The sequence below is a fragment of the Salinibacterium sp. TMP30 genome, from assembly GCF_038397785.1.
GTDB lineage: Bacteria > Actinomycetota > Actinomycetes > Actinomycetales > Microbacteriaceae > Rhodoglobus.
In genome coordinates, this window is record NZ_CP151642.1 from 2,570,968 (window position 1) to 2,584,560 (window position 13,593).

The 13,593-nt window shown below is 61.0% G+C and carries 15 protein-coding genes and 1 pseudogene; 6 read left to right on the top strand and 10 right to left on the bottom strand.

Annotated elements, in window-relative coordinates:
- Nucleotides 1-283: 283 nt before the first annotated feature.
- Both AADH44_RS12400 and AADH44_RS12405 read right to left on the bottom strand, forming a co-directional pair.
- The gene (locus tag AADH44_RS12400; RefSeq protein ID WP_341953173.1) at nt 284-571 is read right to left on the bottom strand and encodes a DUF4259 domain-containing protein; all 288 of its coding nucleotides are present in this window, start codon (nt 569-571) and stop codon (nt 284-286) included.
- A 120-nt stretch (nt 572-691) separates the two neighbouring features.
- Nucleotides 692-988, bottom strand: coding sequence for a Rid family hydrolase (locus AADH44_RS12405; protein ID WP_341953174.1), 297 nt, complete (start codon nt 986-988; stop codon nt 692-694).
- 334 nt (nt 989-1,322) lie between these two features.
- Here AADH44_RS12405 and AADH44_RS12410 point away from each other — a divergent pair, with 334 nt between their 5' ends.
- Together AADH44_RS12410 and AADH44_RS12415 are read left to right on the top strand one after the other, a co-directional pair.
- Nucleotides 1,323-2,054, top strand: coding sequence for an alpha/beta hydrolase (locus AADH44_RS12410; RefSeq protein WP_341953175.1), 732 nt, complete (start codon nt 1,323-1,325; stop codon nt 2,052-2,054).
- Nucleotides 2,055-2,197: 143 nt separating this feature from the next.
- Nucleotides 2,198-2,953: a hypothetical protein gene (locus AADH44_RS12415; RefSeq protein ID WP_341953176.1), complete on the top strand. Its 756-nt coding sequence runs from the start codon at nt 2,198-2,200 to the stop codon at nt 2,951-2,953.
- On the opposite strand, the pseudogene AADH44_RS12420 reads toward AADH44_RS12415, so the two are convergent.
- From AADH44_RS12420 to AADH44_RS12435, 4 genes and pseudogenes are all read right to left on the bottom strand, one after another.
- Nucleotides 2,950-3,452, bottom strand: a pseudogene (locus AADH44_RS12420) (ASCH domain-containing protein). The gene AADH44_RS12415 and the pseudogene AADH44_RS12420 sit on opposite strands and share 4 nt — an antisense overlap.
- A gap of 32 nt (nt 3,453-3,484) precedes the next feature.
- Nucleotides 3,485-3,730, bottom strand: coding sequence for a hypothetical protein (locus AADH44_RS12425; RefSeq protein ID WP_341953177.1), 246 nt, complete (start codon nt 3,728-3,730; stop codon nt 3,485-3,487).
- A 26-nt stretch (nt 3,731-3,756) separates the two neighbouring features.
- Nucleotides 3,757-4,485, bottom strand: coding sequence for a cache domain-containing protein (locus AADH44_RS12430; protein ID WP_341953178.1), 729 nt, complete (start codon nt 4,483-4,485; stop codon nt 3,757-3,759).
- A 97-nt stretch (nt 4,486-4,582) separates the two neighbouring features.
- Nucleotides 4,583-5,386, bottom strand: a complete 804-nt coding sequence (locus AADH44_RS12435) for a GntR family transcriptional regulator (protein WP_341953179.1) — start codon at nt 5,384-5,386, stop codon at nt 4,583-4,585.
- Nucleotides 5,387-5,517: 131 nt separating this feature from the next.
- On the opposite strand from AADH44_RS12435, the gene AADH44_RS12440 reads away from it, so the two are divergent.
- The 4 genes from AADH44_RS12440 (at nt 5,518) to AADH44_RS12455 (ending at nt 9,577) form a co-directional block, all read left to right on the top strand.
- Nucleotides 5,518-6,576 carry an ABC transporter ATP-binding protein gene (locus tag AADH44_RS12440; protein WP_341953180.1) on the top strand — a complete coding sequence of 353 codons (1,059 nt, stop codon included), beginning with the start codon at nt 5,518-5,520 and terminating at the stop codon, nt 6,574-6,576.
- A 102-nt stretch (nt 6,577-6,678) separates the two neighbouring features.
- Nucleotides 6,679-7,857 (top strand): extracellular solute-binding protein, encoded by a 1,179-nt coding sequence (locus AADH44_RS12445; RefSeq protein WP_341953181.1) that lies wholly within the window; start codon nt 6,679-6,681, stop codon nt 7,855-7,857.
- A gap of 72 nt (nt 7,858-7,929) precedes the next feature.
- The gene (locus AADH44_RS12450; RefSeq protein WP_341953182.1) at nt 7,930-8,757 is read left to right on the top strand and encodes an ABC transporter permease; all 828 of its coding nucleotides are present in this window, start codon (nt 7,930-7,932) and stop codon (nt 8,755-8,757) included.
- Nucleotides 8,758-8,764: 7 nt separating this feature from the next.
- Entirely contained in the window at nt 8,765-9,577 is an 813-nt protein-coding gene (locus AADH44_RS12455; protein WP_341953183.1) for an ABC transporter permease, read from the top strand.
- A 96-nt stretch (nt 9,578-9,673) separates the two neighbouring features.
- Here the strand turns inward: AADH44_RS12455 and AADH44_RS12460 are convergent, their stop codons facing one another.
- Genes AADH44_RS12460 through AADH44_RS12475 form a run of 4 tightly spaced genes read right to left on the bottom strand, consistent with a single transcriptional unit; the run spans nt 9,674 to nt 13,589 of the window.
- A complete protein-coding gene (locus AADH44_RS12460) occupies nt 9,674-10,825 on the bottom strand; it encodes an ABC transporter substrate-binding protein (RefSeq protein WP_341953184.1) in 1,152 nt (383 codons plus the stop codon).
- Nucleotides 10,826-10,882: 57 nt separating this feature from the next.
- Nucleotides 10,883-11,746, bottom strand: a complete 864-nt coding sequence (locus AADH44_RS12465; RefSeq protein ID WP_341953185.1) for an ABC transporter permease subunit — start codon at nt 11,744-11,746, stop codon at nt 10,883-10,885.
- Nucleotides 11,743-12,639: an ABC transporter ATP-binding protein gene (locus AADH44_RS12470; protein ID WP_341953186.1), complete on the bottom strand. Its 897-nt coding sequence runs from the start codon at nt 12,637-12,639 to the stop codon at nt 11,743-11,745. The genes AADH44_RS12465 and AADH44_RS12470 overlap by 4 nt, the downstream gene beginning before the upstream one ends.
- Nucleotides 12,636-13,589, bottom strand: coding sequence for an ABC transporter permease subunit (locus tag AADH44_RS12475; RefSeq protein WP_341953187.1), 954 nt, complete (start codon nt 13,587-13,589; stop codon nt 12,636-12,638). Before AADH44_RS12475 ends, AADH44_RS12470 begins: the two co-directional genes overlap by 4 nt.
- Nucleotides 13,590-13,593: the final 4 nt, after the last annotated feature.

The window sequence follows — 13,593 nt, forward strand, 5'->3', positions numbered from 1 at the left end:
GCTGATTCTCGGATCGGCTTCAGCCGCACCGGCCGCCACGCTCGCGGCACCTTTCGCCCGGGCCGGTCCAACCATTCGAGGTATGGAAAATCTCCGAGCCGCGAGCGCTGAGTGTCAGCAACACGAAACAGTGCCATCCGATTATTTGTCGCTGTGTAGGCAAGCACGTCCCCCGCCGTCAACTCCGTCTCATCGTGACGCCATGGTGGGCGGAGTTTCTTGGGCGCCGACTGCGGTCCGGTCAGCTGGTCGCGCAGTTTCTGGAGGACCGCGACACGCTTCGCTAGTGCGGCGAACCCGCATCAGCCCACAACTCAAGGCCCGCGCCGTGATCAATCGCTGCCAGCGCAGCCGTCTTTACTTCCGGGTCCAGTCGGCCAACCTGAGTCTGCGCAGCGGCTAGGGCTACCCGCAGCTCCCCCATGTCATTGGGTCGAAGATGAGCGAATGACTCGATGACGAGTCGAGTTACTTCCGCATCCGGTATCCGGTCTTCGAGGTATTCACGGTACTCACTGTGGATGTCCGCCGCAGTGTCGTTAGCGAAGACATCTGTCCCCCATGCGCCCATCTGGGAAATATGCCAGCTAATGCCAGCCCTGCGATCTTGAGAAGATACTGAAGCCGCGACCCATTCCGGTTTCGGTGCGCGAGTAGCTAGTTGTGCGGAGAAAGTCGTTCGAGTTGGAGATCATGGGCGCTGTGCGATGAGTTTGATTTCGATGTTGGACCCTAGCGGGGGTGACGCGACCCCGATCGTCGTGCGCTCCGGAAACGGTTCGCTGAACTGGGCCGCGTAGATCTCGTTCATCGCGGCAAAGTCATTCATGTCAGTGAGGAAAACGTTGACTTTCACCACATCGTCGGGCCCGAGTCCAGCGGCGGCAAGCACGCCGAAGAGATTGTCGAAGCACTGCTGAGTTCGCCGCTCAATGCCGCCGTCGACGAGCTTGCCGGTTGCGGGATCTATGGGGTCTGCCCCGAACAAAACACCAATCCGCTGGCATCGATGCCGTGGCTATAGGGCCCAACCGCAGCCGCGGTGGGGCTGGTGACGGGCTGGCGCATGGTGTGCTCCAATTCGTTGATGGGGTTGATGGGGTTGAGGCGGGTTGAGGCGGGTTGAGGCGGGTTGCGCCGACAGGAAGAGGGAAGTGTTGGCGACTGCTTACGCAAGATCTTGCCTTACTGCGACTCCATGTCCTTAGCTTGACGCAGCTGGGCGACGAACCTTCGACGGCTCATCCGGAGCGCCGCGCACATATCGTCTGGGCAGGATCAAAAATCGAGCCGGCCAGCCATAAGGACCTTAGGATCGATACATGTCTTTTACTCCTCTTTGGCTCTCCGACTCAGGCGACGGTGAACCACTGGTGTTTCTCCATCCCGGTGGCACTGATTCACGGGCGATGACTGCGCTGAAAAATGAGTTGCCCGAATACCGGCAAATACTCATTGATCGAGCCGGCCACGGTCATTCCGCTGACACCGACGATCCGTGGTCGTTCGCGGGCATGGCGGACGCCGTTGCGGCAGTACTCGACCAGCTTGAGATCCCCAGCGCTCACATCGTGGGATGGAGCGATGGGGCTATCGTCGGCCTCCATTTAGCTTTGCGGCGTCCCGACTTGACGCGAACGCTCGTGTTCGGCGGTGCCGCCTACCATTTCACCGGCTGGCTCGATGGCGTGCTAGACGGTGATCCGCCGCAATTCATGTCAGACGCCTATGCGGAAGTCTCGCCAGACGGCGCACTGCACTGGCCAATCGTCGTCGACAAGGCCGCAGAACTCCATCGCGGTGAGCCGGATGTGTCGCCCACTCAACTCGAGACGCTCGCGGTGCCGGTGCTTATCGTGGTTGGCGACGATGATCAGGTCAGATTCGATCATTTGGTACAGATGTATGACGCACTCCCAGACGCCGAGCTGGCGGTCGTCCCCCGCGCCACCCACGGGCTCATCGTGGAGAAGCCGGAGCTGCTCGCGCGCATGATTCGCGATCTGCACCAGACCGATCGCACCAACGGCGTCGCCCCAATCCGGCGGAACTAGCTCCCCGGGCATCCTCAAACGGCGAACGACCTCAACGACTGCGATCCCGTTTGGGGACGCTGGGTCGAAGCCGGTGTAGCCGGCAGTGACCGCTGCCTTCCCGGTCCCGTCAAACCCTTCGCCCGCCGTGCGAGACTTTGGCGATGCGTACTTATGCCGTGCTCCTGATCGCTTTTGCTCTCCTGCTCAGCGGGTGCAGCATCCTCGGTTTCACGCCCTCCCCAACGACCACCAACACCGACGAGACAGGCACCGAGGTCACGGTGGACTGGGTCAACTACCCCGCGTACGAAGGATACGACGGAGAGAACCTACTCGGGTACCCGGATCAGGCAGAGCTGGAGCCCGGCGCACGCGAGCTGGTCGAGCAATTGCAGACCGTGATTGCTGACACTTCCGGGTTCGCGCTGACCTCCGGCGAACCCGAACGGGACTGGTTCGCTGACAATAACTGGCACCCCCAGGACGACAATGGGTACGGCGGAGACTCAATTCTCACCACGGTTAACTGTTGCGACTTCTCATCAGACGGAGCCCCAATGTCGAGCGAATGGCAGCGGGTTCTCGATGCAGCAAGCCAAGTCACGCAGGATGCGGGGCTCGGAAAGTTCGTGCTCGACGATGAACGCGAATGGTGCGGCGACACCGGTGAACAGTGCTGGCGGTGGGCAGGTACCGCGACCGACGGCGTGCAATGGATATTCATCACGATCCAAGACGGGGCGCTAGACCCGACCGGCGACGCGGTGAATGAGGCGAAAAGGTTCGGATGGCCGGTGGCCAGCATCAGCTTCGGATACGGCGCCACAGTCGTGCCGACCGGGCAGGTCGATGAATACACCCGCGCACTCGATCCATTCCTAGGACTGGAACAACCCGCGTCGACGTCTTCGGATTAACGAAATCGCAAATGGAACTTACCGCAGCCGGCGTGCTGATCGCGTGGGTCGGCGTGTTCCGGAGGCCAAACGACACTAAACCGTTCGAATACGATCTCGTCGCTTTCATCCCACACCGCACCGCGAGCGGCACACCCCCGTTCCAATATTTGCGATGTTCCGTGCGCCAACTGTCCAACGACCGATCGTCTTCACCCTCATCCCAAGCAAATGCTTCATCCGCAGAATCGAAAGGCCCCAACCTCAACTCGGTCGTACGCAAGATCACCGTCGGCGTTCCGGCACTATCGCAGGCAATCCAGTGGGATCCAACCCGAGGAATCGACTCACCTCTCGCTATGAACTCGGCGCCTAGCTCCGACGTGGCGCGCTTGGAACCGTGGGTCACTTCGCGCAAGAGCGCATCAGCCAACAGCCCGGAGTCGCCAAAATGCTCAACCGTGTACTCAGCACACAGTGCGACAAACTCCGGACGGCTCATCGAATACTGGGCCCACATGCGCTGAGCAGCAGGTAAATCTAGTTCGGCGACTACCTGCACGGAGTCGGGTCCCTCCACATTGTCGTGACCGCTGGCCGTCCAGAGGCAACCAGGATGCTGCCGTGCACCGTGAATCCGGCTGCTTCATAACGGTTCGGAGCATCCACCGCGCGAGCATGCTCAAACCGCTCGAAGAGCCCGTTAACCGCCTCGGCGTGATCTCCGAGAAGATCACCAAGAACAGTCGGGAACCGTTTCGCATCCGACATCTCGTCGACGACGAAAGTGCACATCATTCGTGAATTCGGGCCGGCTAGAGGAACTATTCGGCGATGATCTCGAGCGCGAGCCCATCACACGGCGTGCGCGGAAGATCTGCCAGTGGCCCACCGCGCACAGCATCACCGGTAGCGTGACGCGGATTAGTGGAGACCACTACGCGACCAACGCTGTTGATGACGGTGACGTTATCGCCGAGTTCAGAGAGCAAGGGCAACAGTTGGCGTTCGACGGAATCGATCAGCAGATCGAGGCCGGCGACACCGACGAACCGGCCGCCAATGTGCACGGGAGCGGCGACGGTGATCGTGTATTCGTCACTGCAGAGGTAGTCAACGTAGGGCCCGGCAACGTGTCCGCGGCCTGTCTCCATCGGCACTCGAAACCACTCAAGTTCGCTGTAATCGATGAGTGCTTTGTTTACGGATTGTGCGGCCAACAGGAGCTTGCGGGGGTCGTCGCCCTGCCACCATGACAGGTGATTTCGTTCGTCGGTCAGCAGCCCGATTGCGGCGATGAATCCTGCGCCGTAAATCTGTGGGTCGGGGAGCCCAAGGATGCGATGGGCATGCGGTTCAACTAGCGCATCGAGGCGCTGCGCCGAGAGTGCGCCGACGTGCGGTGACGAGGCGAGTTCCATTCCGAGCTCTGCTGCCGTCGCATCCAGAGTCTCGATCGGGCCCCTCAGGTACTCGGAGACAATCTCGGCTGCGCGCGCCGCGGTTGTTTGCGCCGCGATTCCGGACGCCTGCGCACTGGTTGCCGTCACCATGGGGTGATGCTGTCGGTCGAAATCATGGGTGCCTCGCCTGCTGGTTGCGTGGTTCTATCTGTCGCATCCTACGCACGGGATGGCATGCACCGCTAGTTCACCGATTTTTGGACTGAAGTTCAATGAGCGCATTGATCACACTGTCGACCATGCGTTCCGTGGCATTCACTGCAGCTTGGTCATCGCCCGCTTCGACAGCATCCACCACGGTCACGAGCAGTTGATGCTGCGTTGCGCGGGAGTCACTTTCGGCGTCGATGAGCCGAAGGAGCGGAGAGATCTCTGCTTGCAGTCGCATCTGCTCGCGAGTTAGGCGCGCGGACTGGCTCAGCGAGACGAGTTCGACCTGAACATCGTCGAGGGTGCTGCGCCATTGGGCAAGGTCGGTGTCATCCAATCGCACCAGGCGCGAACGAATTTGTTGCGCTTCTGAAGGCGCTGCGCGGCGGGCCGCAAGGCGAACACAGGCGGCGGTGATGGCCGAATAGTGGGCGCCCAAATCGCGCAACGCGAGGCGAGAAGTTTCGGCCAAGGCGGTTCGTGCGTGTGCCACAGGGTCGGCGGAGTCTGCAACGAAACTGCCTCCGTTGCGTCCGCGCTTAGTGACAACGAGTCCCTGGCTGCGCAGCGCAAGAAGCGATTCGCGCACGGTTGTCGGCGCTACCCCAAAGGTGCGCGCGAGGTCGTTTTCTGAGGGAAGTCGTTCTCCCGCGCGGAGGTGTCCCCCAGTGATTGCCCCGGCAAGGCGACGCTCGACAAGCTCCGCACGGCCGGCATCACCGATGGATTGAAAGAGAGAACCATGGAGGCGGCCCGGTCGCGTGGCATCGCGGAATCGTGCGGCGTCGCTGTCAACTGCCGCACGGTGTTCCGGCGCGTCAGTCGATTCGGACGGGTGCATTGCTCAATTCTCGCACTGTTCGACTGAACCGTTGCTGATTTGTGACGATTTGGACACACGCTTGAAATATGAACTCTGGTTCTATAGGTTTAGATCCACTCAGTGATCAATGTCGTTCCAAGGAGTCCACCGTGCACGCGTCCGCCCAGCAAGCCTCGTCCGAATCGGACTCCCTGTCCGCGCCCGGTGCAGTAAGCCTCACTGAGGTCTCCAAACAGTTCGGCGACTTCACTGCAGTCGAAGCGCTCAACCTCGACGTCAAGCCAGGGGAGTTCCTCTCAATGCTCGGTCCGTCCGGCTCGGGCAAGACGACCGTGCTGCGGATGATCGCAGGCTTCGAGAACGTCACGAGCGGCAGCATCCACCTCTCGGGCACCGACGTAACCGACGTGCCACCGCACGCCCGCCAAGTGAACACCGTCTTTCAGGATTACGCGCTTTTCCCGCACCTGACCATCGCCGAGAATGTTGGCTACGGCCTTCGCGTTGCCGGAGTCGACCGCACCACACGTGCCGCTCAAGTTGGCCTCGCCCTCGAGCAAGTTCAACTATCTGCCGTGGCTGACCGCCTTCCCCACCAGCTTTCCGGTGGCCAACGGCAACGCATCGCCCTAGCCCGCGCGCTCATCTTGCGCCCCCAAGTTCTCCTTCTCGACGAGCCGCTCGGCGCCCTCGACAAGCAACTCCGCGAAGAAATGCAGATTGAGCTCAAACAGATCCAGCGCGATGTTGGAATCACCTTCATTTTCGTCACCCACGACCAAGAAGAAGCGCTAACCCTCAGCGACCGTGTCGCCGTCTTCAACAAGGGGCGAATCGAGCAGGTAGGCACCGCTCGCGAGGTCTACGAGTTTCCTGCCACCGAGTTCGTCGCCCAGTTCTTGGGGCTTTCCAATCTCGTCCCCGCTGAACTCTCAAGCGATGGCGCTCAATCGAGCGTGCGGCCCGAGCGCGTGCGCCTCCGTGCTGCCGACTCTGCGGCGAGCGCCGGCGCAATCTCGCTACTCGGCACGATCTCCGAAACGGTCTACACCGGGCCAACCACCCGATTCCTCGTCGACACCGAAGGAGGCGTTCGCATCATCGCCGAACGCGCCAACGACCACCACCCCTCCGCCGAATCCGCCTTCGCTCGCGGAGATCGGGTGCGCGTCGAGTGGACAAAAGACCACGCCTCTCGCATCGGCTAACCAACCACCCCCGCACGACCGGCGCTACCGGCACAACCGGGCCAGCCGCATCCAGAGTCACCCACAGAACGCACCACATACAACAATCACAAAGGAGACACCATGAGATCCAAGATCATGACCAGCGCAGCATTCCTTGCTGTTGCTGCTCTCACCCTCACCGGCTGTACGGCCGCGACTGACGGCACCGCCACCGGCGGCCTCTCGATCGACGTTCCTGACGTTCCCATGCTCGAAGAGCTGGGCGAGATGGAAAGCGAAGTCAACATCGTCGCGTGGAGTGGCTTCGTGGAGCCAGCCTGGACCGACGAATTCACCGCCGAGACCGGATGCACTGTCAACCGCCGTGTTGCCGGCACCAGTGACGAAATGGTTCAGCTCATGCGCACGGGCGACTACGACGTCGTCTCCGCTTCGGGTGACGCCAGCCTTCGCCTCATTGCGGGTGGCGATGTTCAGCCCATCAACCTCGACCTCGTTCCCAACTTCGGTGACGACATCGTGGAAGGCATGAAAGGTCAGATCTACGACACGATCAACGGCAAGTCCTACGGTGTTCCGATCGGCCGTGGAGCCAACATCCTTCAGTACAACAGTGAAGTTGTCACCGAAGCACCCACGAGCTGGGATGTGGCGTGGGAGGCCGACAGCCCCTATGCCGGGCAGATCATCGCCTATGATGCACCGATCTACATCGCTGACGCCGCCGTGTACCTGATGGCTCACGAGCCTGACCTCGGCATCACCAACCCGTATGCGCTCGACCAGACTCAGCTCGATGCTGCGATCAATCTGCTTCAGCAGCAGAACAAGATCGTCTCCGAGTACTGGGCTGACCCCGCCGCACAGATCACGTCGTTTGCCGGTGGAACCAGCACAATCGGTACCTCATGGGAGATCCTGCGCAAGCTGACGGAAGACGAGAAATTCAAGAGCGTTCTTCCTGAAGAGGGTTCGACCGGATGGTCAGACGCCTGGATGATCGCGACTGAGTCGAAGTCACCCAACTGTGCTTACGCCTGGGTTGACTACACGAGCGAAGCTGAAGTTAACGGTGCAATCGCCATGAACTTCGGTATGGCTCCCGCCAACGGTGCCTTCTGCGAAACGAGCGACGAAGCAGCCGCACACTGCGAGTACTTCAACGCAACCGACGAAGAGTACTTCAGCAATGTCTGGTTCTGGACCACCCCCATCGAGCAGTGCATCGATGGTCGCACTGACGTCACTTGCACGAACTTCCAGCAGTGGACGGATGCCTGGCTCACTGTCAAAGGCTAGCTAACTGACCAGAGGGGTGGGCTTCACCAACCCGCCCCTCTACCTCTTCACCCCCCAACCGAACGGAACACCATGAATCGCCGCGCGCAACTCTCGGCACTGCTGGCGCTGCCCATGCTGTGGCTCATCGGGATCTATATTTTCTCGCTCATCATGCTTCTCGTGACGGCGTTCTGGGTGACCGACCCCTTCACGTCGAAGGTGAAGCCCGGCTTTACTCTGCGCAACTTTGAGCAGATCATCGCGAACCCCGCATACGCGTCGACCTCGCTGCGCACTCTCGGTATCGCCCTCGCGGTCACGGTGCTCAGCATCCTGATCTCGGTTCCACTGGGTATCTTCATGGCTAAGGTCGCGTCGCCCAAACTGCGCGCCATTCTGGCCGTCGCCATCACCCTCCCGCTCTGGGCCGGCTACCTCGTCAAAATTTTGGCCATGCGCATCACCTTCACTGAAGAAGGCTTCTTCAACTCGATGCTCGGCCCCCTCGGCATCAGCGGCCCCGGCTTTAGCCTCGTCACCGTCGTGCTGACCCTCACGTACCTGTGGTTGCCGTACATGGCGGTGCCCGTGTACACCGCGATCCGGCAGTTGCCACCAAACCTGTTTGACGCATCATCCGACCTCGGCGCGGGTGCCGGGTTCACGATTCGCACCGTCGTGCTTCCTCTTATCAAGCCAGCCATCATCGCCGGCTCGATCTTCACGTTCTCGCTCAGCCTCGGTGACTATATCGCCGCCAAGTTTGTGGGCGGCTCAACCCAGATGATCGGAAGCATCATCGCCTCCAACATCAACCTCAACCCTCCGATCGCCGCCGCGTTCTCGCTAGTGCCGATCGCTTTCGTCGTCATTTACCTTGTCGTTGTGCAACGCACCGGCGCTCTAGAACGGATGTGATGCGACCATGCTGAGACTCTCCCTCGGGGCCAAATTCACCCTCGGAACAATCGTCGCGATCGCCCTCGCGTTCATGTACATCCCGCTGTTTCTCGTCGTCATCAACTCGTTTAGCGCCGCCCGCATCTCGAGTTGGCCGATCACCTCGTTCTCTACCATTTGGTGGGAGAAGGCCTTCGTAAGCGAACCGATCCGCGCAGCACTGCTCAACTCGGTGATCGTCGGACTCGGGGCGACCGCGATTGCGCTCATCCTAGGCACTCTCGTCGCCTTCGCCCTGCAGCGTTACACTTTCTTCGGAAAACAGAGCGTCAACCTGCTCGTCGTACTCCCCATCGCGCTCCCCGGCATCGTGACCGGTGTTGCTCTCAACAACACCTACAACCGGGTACTTGAACCAATCGGCATTGATGTCGGATACTTCGGGATGATCATCGCCCACGGCACCTTCTGCATCGTCATGGTCTTCAACAACGTGCTCGCGCGATTACGCCGCATCAACCCCAGCATCGAAGAAGCATCCCGCGACCTCGGCGCGACGCCGCTGCAAACCTTCCGCCTCGTGACGTTCCCGCAGTTCCGCAGCGCTTTCGTCGCTGGCGCTATCTTGGCCTTCGCGCTCAGCTTCGATGAGGTCGTTGTCACCATCTTTACCGCCCCGCCCGGGGTCGACACCCTGCCGCTCTGGATCATGAACCAGATGGCACGACCCAACGAAGCATCCCTGGTGAACGTCGTCGCGACCGTCGTGATCCTCGCCTCGTTCATCCCCGTGTGGGTCTCACAGCGCCTCGCCCGCGGCGCCGACGAACGCGAATGATCGCCAACCCGCGCGTACGCTGAAAACGCCAGTTAACGAACGGATGCCGCCCTCGCAGTTGCGAAAGCGGCATCCGTCAGTCGGTATTCGGTTCGCCTAGTTGCCGCCTTCCAGAAGGGTGACGTCGATCGGCGAATAGCTCGAACCCGTAGTGTCGACGCCCTCAGCTTCGAGTTCGTCAAGTGCCTTCATGATCCAGTCATTCGACCAGGCACTGGCCGGTGGTGCTTCGGTGATGGGGCTCGCGCCTGTTTCGTTCACGGCGCTGATCGCACCGTCAACAGTGCGCTGCCACGCTGCTTCATCGATCACTCCGATGCCGTTGGGTGCTGGCCAGATGAGCTTGTTGGTCTCGTTGACCATCCAGAGCTCGTGGCTTGGGCCCCACCCGGAGCCGGCGCCGATAGTGATGTTTGCGGCTTCTTCAGGGTTCTCGGCCGAATAAATCCAGCCCTTGACGACGGCCTTCAGGAACTTGACCGTGGTTTCTTGGTAAGCCTCATCGCTGTCGAGGCGCCCAGTATCAGCCCAAATTGCATCCTGCAGCATCGCGCCAACGGTGTCTTCATAGCTAATGACGTTGAAATCCGAAGGCTGGTAAAGCTCGCCCGTCTCCGGATCCGTTGACTCGAGCAGTTGCGCGTACTCGTTGTACGTCATCGCCTGAGCGGCATCGATGTCACCCTGCAGGAAGGCGTTCATGTTGAAGTCTTGCGTGATGATCTGCACCGTCGACGAATCGAGGCCCTCAGCGGCCATTGCGGCGAAGATTTCCCATTCGTTTCCGAAGCCCCACGAGCCAATCTTCTTGCCCTCGAAGTCGGCAACAGAGTTGATACCCGAGTCGGCCCATGACACTTGGAGAGTTCCCGACGTCTTGAAGATTTGGGCGATGTTCGTCAGGTTGGCCCCTTGCTCAATTGAGCCGAGCACCTTAGGAACCCACGCGACGGCGTAATCAACGTCACCGTTGGCGAGCGCATCCTGCGGAACGATATCGCCACCGGAGGGGATGATCTCGACGTCCAGACCTTCCTCCTCAAAGTAGCCCTGATCGGCTGCAGCGAAGTAGCCAGCGAACTGACCCTGTGGGAGCCATTGGAGTTGGAGCTTCACCGGGGTGAGTTCGCCAGCGGATCCGCCATCTCCCCCGTTTCCGCCATCGCTCGGTGAGCAGGCTGCTAGAAGGAGCGCTGCCGAGACGGCGAACGCTCCGGCCGCAAGTACGCGGCGTGTGTTGTGCTTCATGTCAGTCCTTCCAGATTCTCGGTGCAAGTGGATACTGCGGGTAAAGCGGTGTGGTCATCAGGCGCCCCCAACCGGAACACGACGCAGCACGAGTCGTTCGAGCGCAAGCGTCGCAAGGTAAAAGAGCAGACCGAGGGCGATGGATGCCGCGACATACGCCCAGGCGCGGGCATACGCGCTTGAGGCGGCAGAGGTAGCAATGAGGCTGCCAAGGCCACCTCGCGGCCCACCGAAGTATTCGGCGACGAGCGCTGAGATGACGGCGAGCGACGATGCGATGCGGATGCCCGTGAGAATGAAGGGGCGCGCCGTGGGGAGGGTGAGCGCGCGCAACATTTGTGTGGAGTTGGCCGCATACGCCTTCATGAGATCACGGTGCACGGGCCTCGTCTGCCGGAACCCCCGCAGGGTGTTGAGAAAGACCGGCACGAACGAGGCGATTGCCGCAATCGCTTGGCGCCCAAACTGGCTGTCGGCCCCAAACATCGAGTTGAGAACGGGTGCGAGGGCGACAATGGGCACGACAGCGAGTGCCGCAATGATCGGGGCACTCATCTGATCGGCGATGTGCCACCGGGCGGCAATCGCCGAGAGCACAATTCCGAGCACCGAACCGACGAGAAGGCCAAGCAGAGCATTTGTTCCCGTGAGCATCGTCGCGGAGACTACCGCCGGCCAGAACTCGACAAGTTCCCCGACGATCGATGCCGGACTCGGCAGCAGATAGTCGGAGACCCCTCCCACGGTCACGAGAAGCTGCCACACGCCAAGCACAATCAGGCCCAGAGTGATGGGCGCCGCGATGCGCAGCGTCGATTCAGTTCGAGGGCTCCACGCCCGCTTTCGGCTCGTGCCTGATCCGCCCCCCGGGGCCACCACCGAGTTCGCGGCCGTGCTGGTGCTCATCGAGACTTCGCTCATCGAGACTCCACTCCTCGAGCGGATCGCGCTTCGAGACCGGGCTGGTCTGCTGCCCCGCCGTGCAGAGCTTCGCGCACCTCGGTCACCATTTCGAAGAAGGCTGTGTCTTCACGCAACTCGTCGGTGCGATCCTCACGACCGGCAGCAGCGCCGAGTCGCATCGGCACTATCTCACTGATTCGGCCAGGTCGCGGCGACATGACAACGACACGGTCGGAGAGAAACACCGCTTCGGGAATGGAATGTGTCACGAAGACCACTGCTGCCCCGGTATCAGCCGCGATACGCACGAGATCGGTTTGCATCTTCTCTCGGGTCATCTCATCGAGCGCCCCGAACGGCTCATCCATCAGTAGTAACCGTGGTTCTTCAGCAAGTGACCGTGCAATCGCAACACGCTGCTGCATGCCGCCAGAGAGCTGATCGGGAAAACGATCGGCAAACTCGTTGAGGCCGACCATATCGAGCAACTCGGCGACACGAGACCGACGAGCTGCGGATGCCACACCATGAAGTTCGAGCGGTAATGCAACGTTCGCGGCGACCGTGCGCCACGGCAGTAGCCCGGCCTGCTGGAACGCGATTCCGTAATCCTGGTCAAGACGAGCCTGCGTGGCGGTCTTGCCAAAAACGGTGAGTTCGCCAGCACTGGGCGTATCGAGGTCAGCGATCAGCCTCATGAGCGTCGACTTGCCGCAGCCCGACGGGCCGATGAGAGACACAAATTCGTCATCGGCGACGGTGAGGTTGATCCCCTCAAGCGCGTTCACAATCCCCGACGCGGTCTCGAAGTGTTTGTCGACGCCGCGCACCTCAACCGCGGCAACTTTTTCGGGGGCTACGGCATCCGTCTGGTCGTTCTGTAGTGCTGAGTGGGGAATGTGATCGCTCATGCGGTCTCCTCGGTTCGTCGGTAGTCCTTGAGAATCACGCCGAGCACAGCAACGGAACCGGCCGCTACGAGCCCAAGCACGATGGCGCCGAATATCGGACCCCACGCTTTCGCGGGGTCACCAGACGCCTGCCCGGCGAATTGGATGAGAAGGCGCCCAAGCCCTCCTTGGAGCCCGGTCGAAACTTCCGCAACGACAGCACCGATAACGGCGTTGGCAGCTCCGAGTCGAAGCGCCGGCAGAAGGTAGGGCACTGCTGCGGGAAGTCGAAGACGCGTAAGTGTCGCCCAATAGCCCGAGGCATAAGTCTCGAATAGCTCGACGTGGATGCGGTCGGGAGACTGCAGACCTTTGAGCGCGCCGACCGTGATCGGGAAAAACGCAAGATAGCTAGCGATGAGGGCAACCGACATCCAGTCCTGCCACTCGAAGCTGCCAATCTCCACACGCGAACCCCAACTTTTTACAACGGGGGCGAACGCGATAAGGGGCACGGTTTGGCTGATCACGATCCACGGCAGCAGGCCAAACTCGGCAAGCCGCCACCGCTGCATCAGGAGTGCAAAACCGACACCCACGACGACCCCAACCAACCAACCCGCCGCAGCAATGCCCAGAGTGGTTATTGCGGCAAGCGCAACGACCGCCCACAGCGGTAGCGCACCATCAGCCCGCGTGACGGGTTCACCGAGACGCGTCATCATGTCCCAGAGGTGCGGCATTGCCAGATCGGTTGTGCGCGGCAGCACGCGGAGTTCGCCAATCAGCACGCCGTTCTCGGGGCCGATGAACTTATAGCCCTCCCAGATCAACGCGATCAGCAGCACTCCGGCAATACCCCAGCCGAAGCCACGGAGAAGTCGAGTGCGCGCGGGGTTAGCCACCGCCCCCGGAAAACTCACGGGGCGGACAGCAACCTCCCCACGCTCATCGTTTCGGGTTGCCGTCATTGGG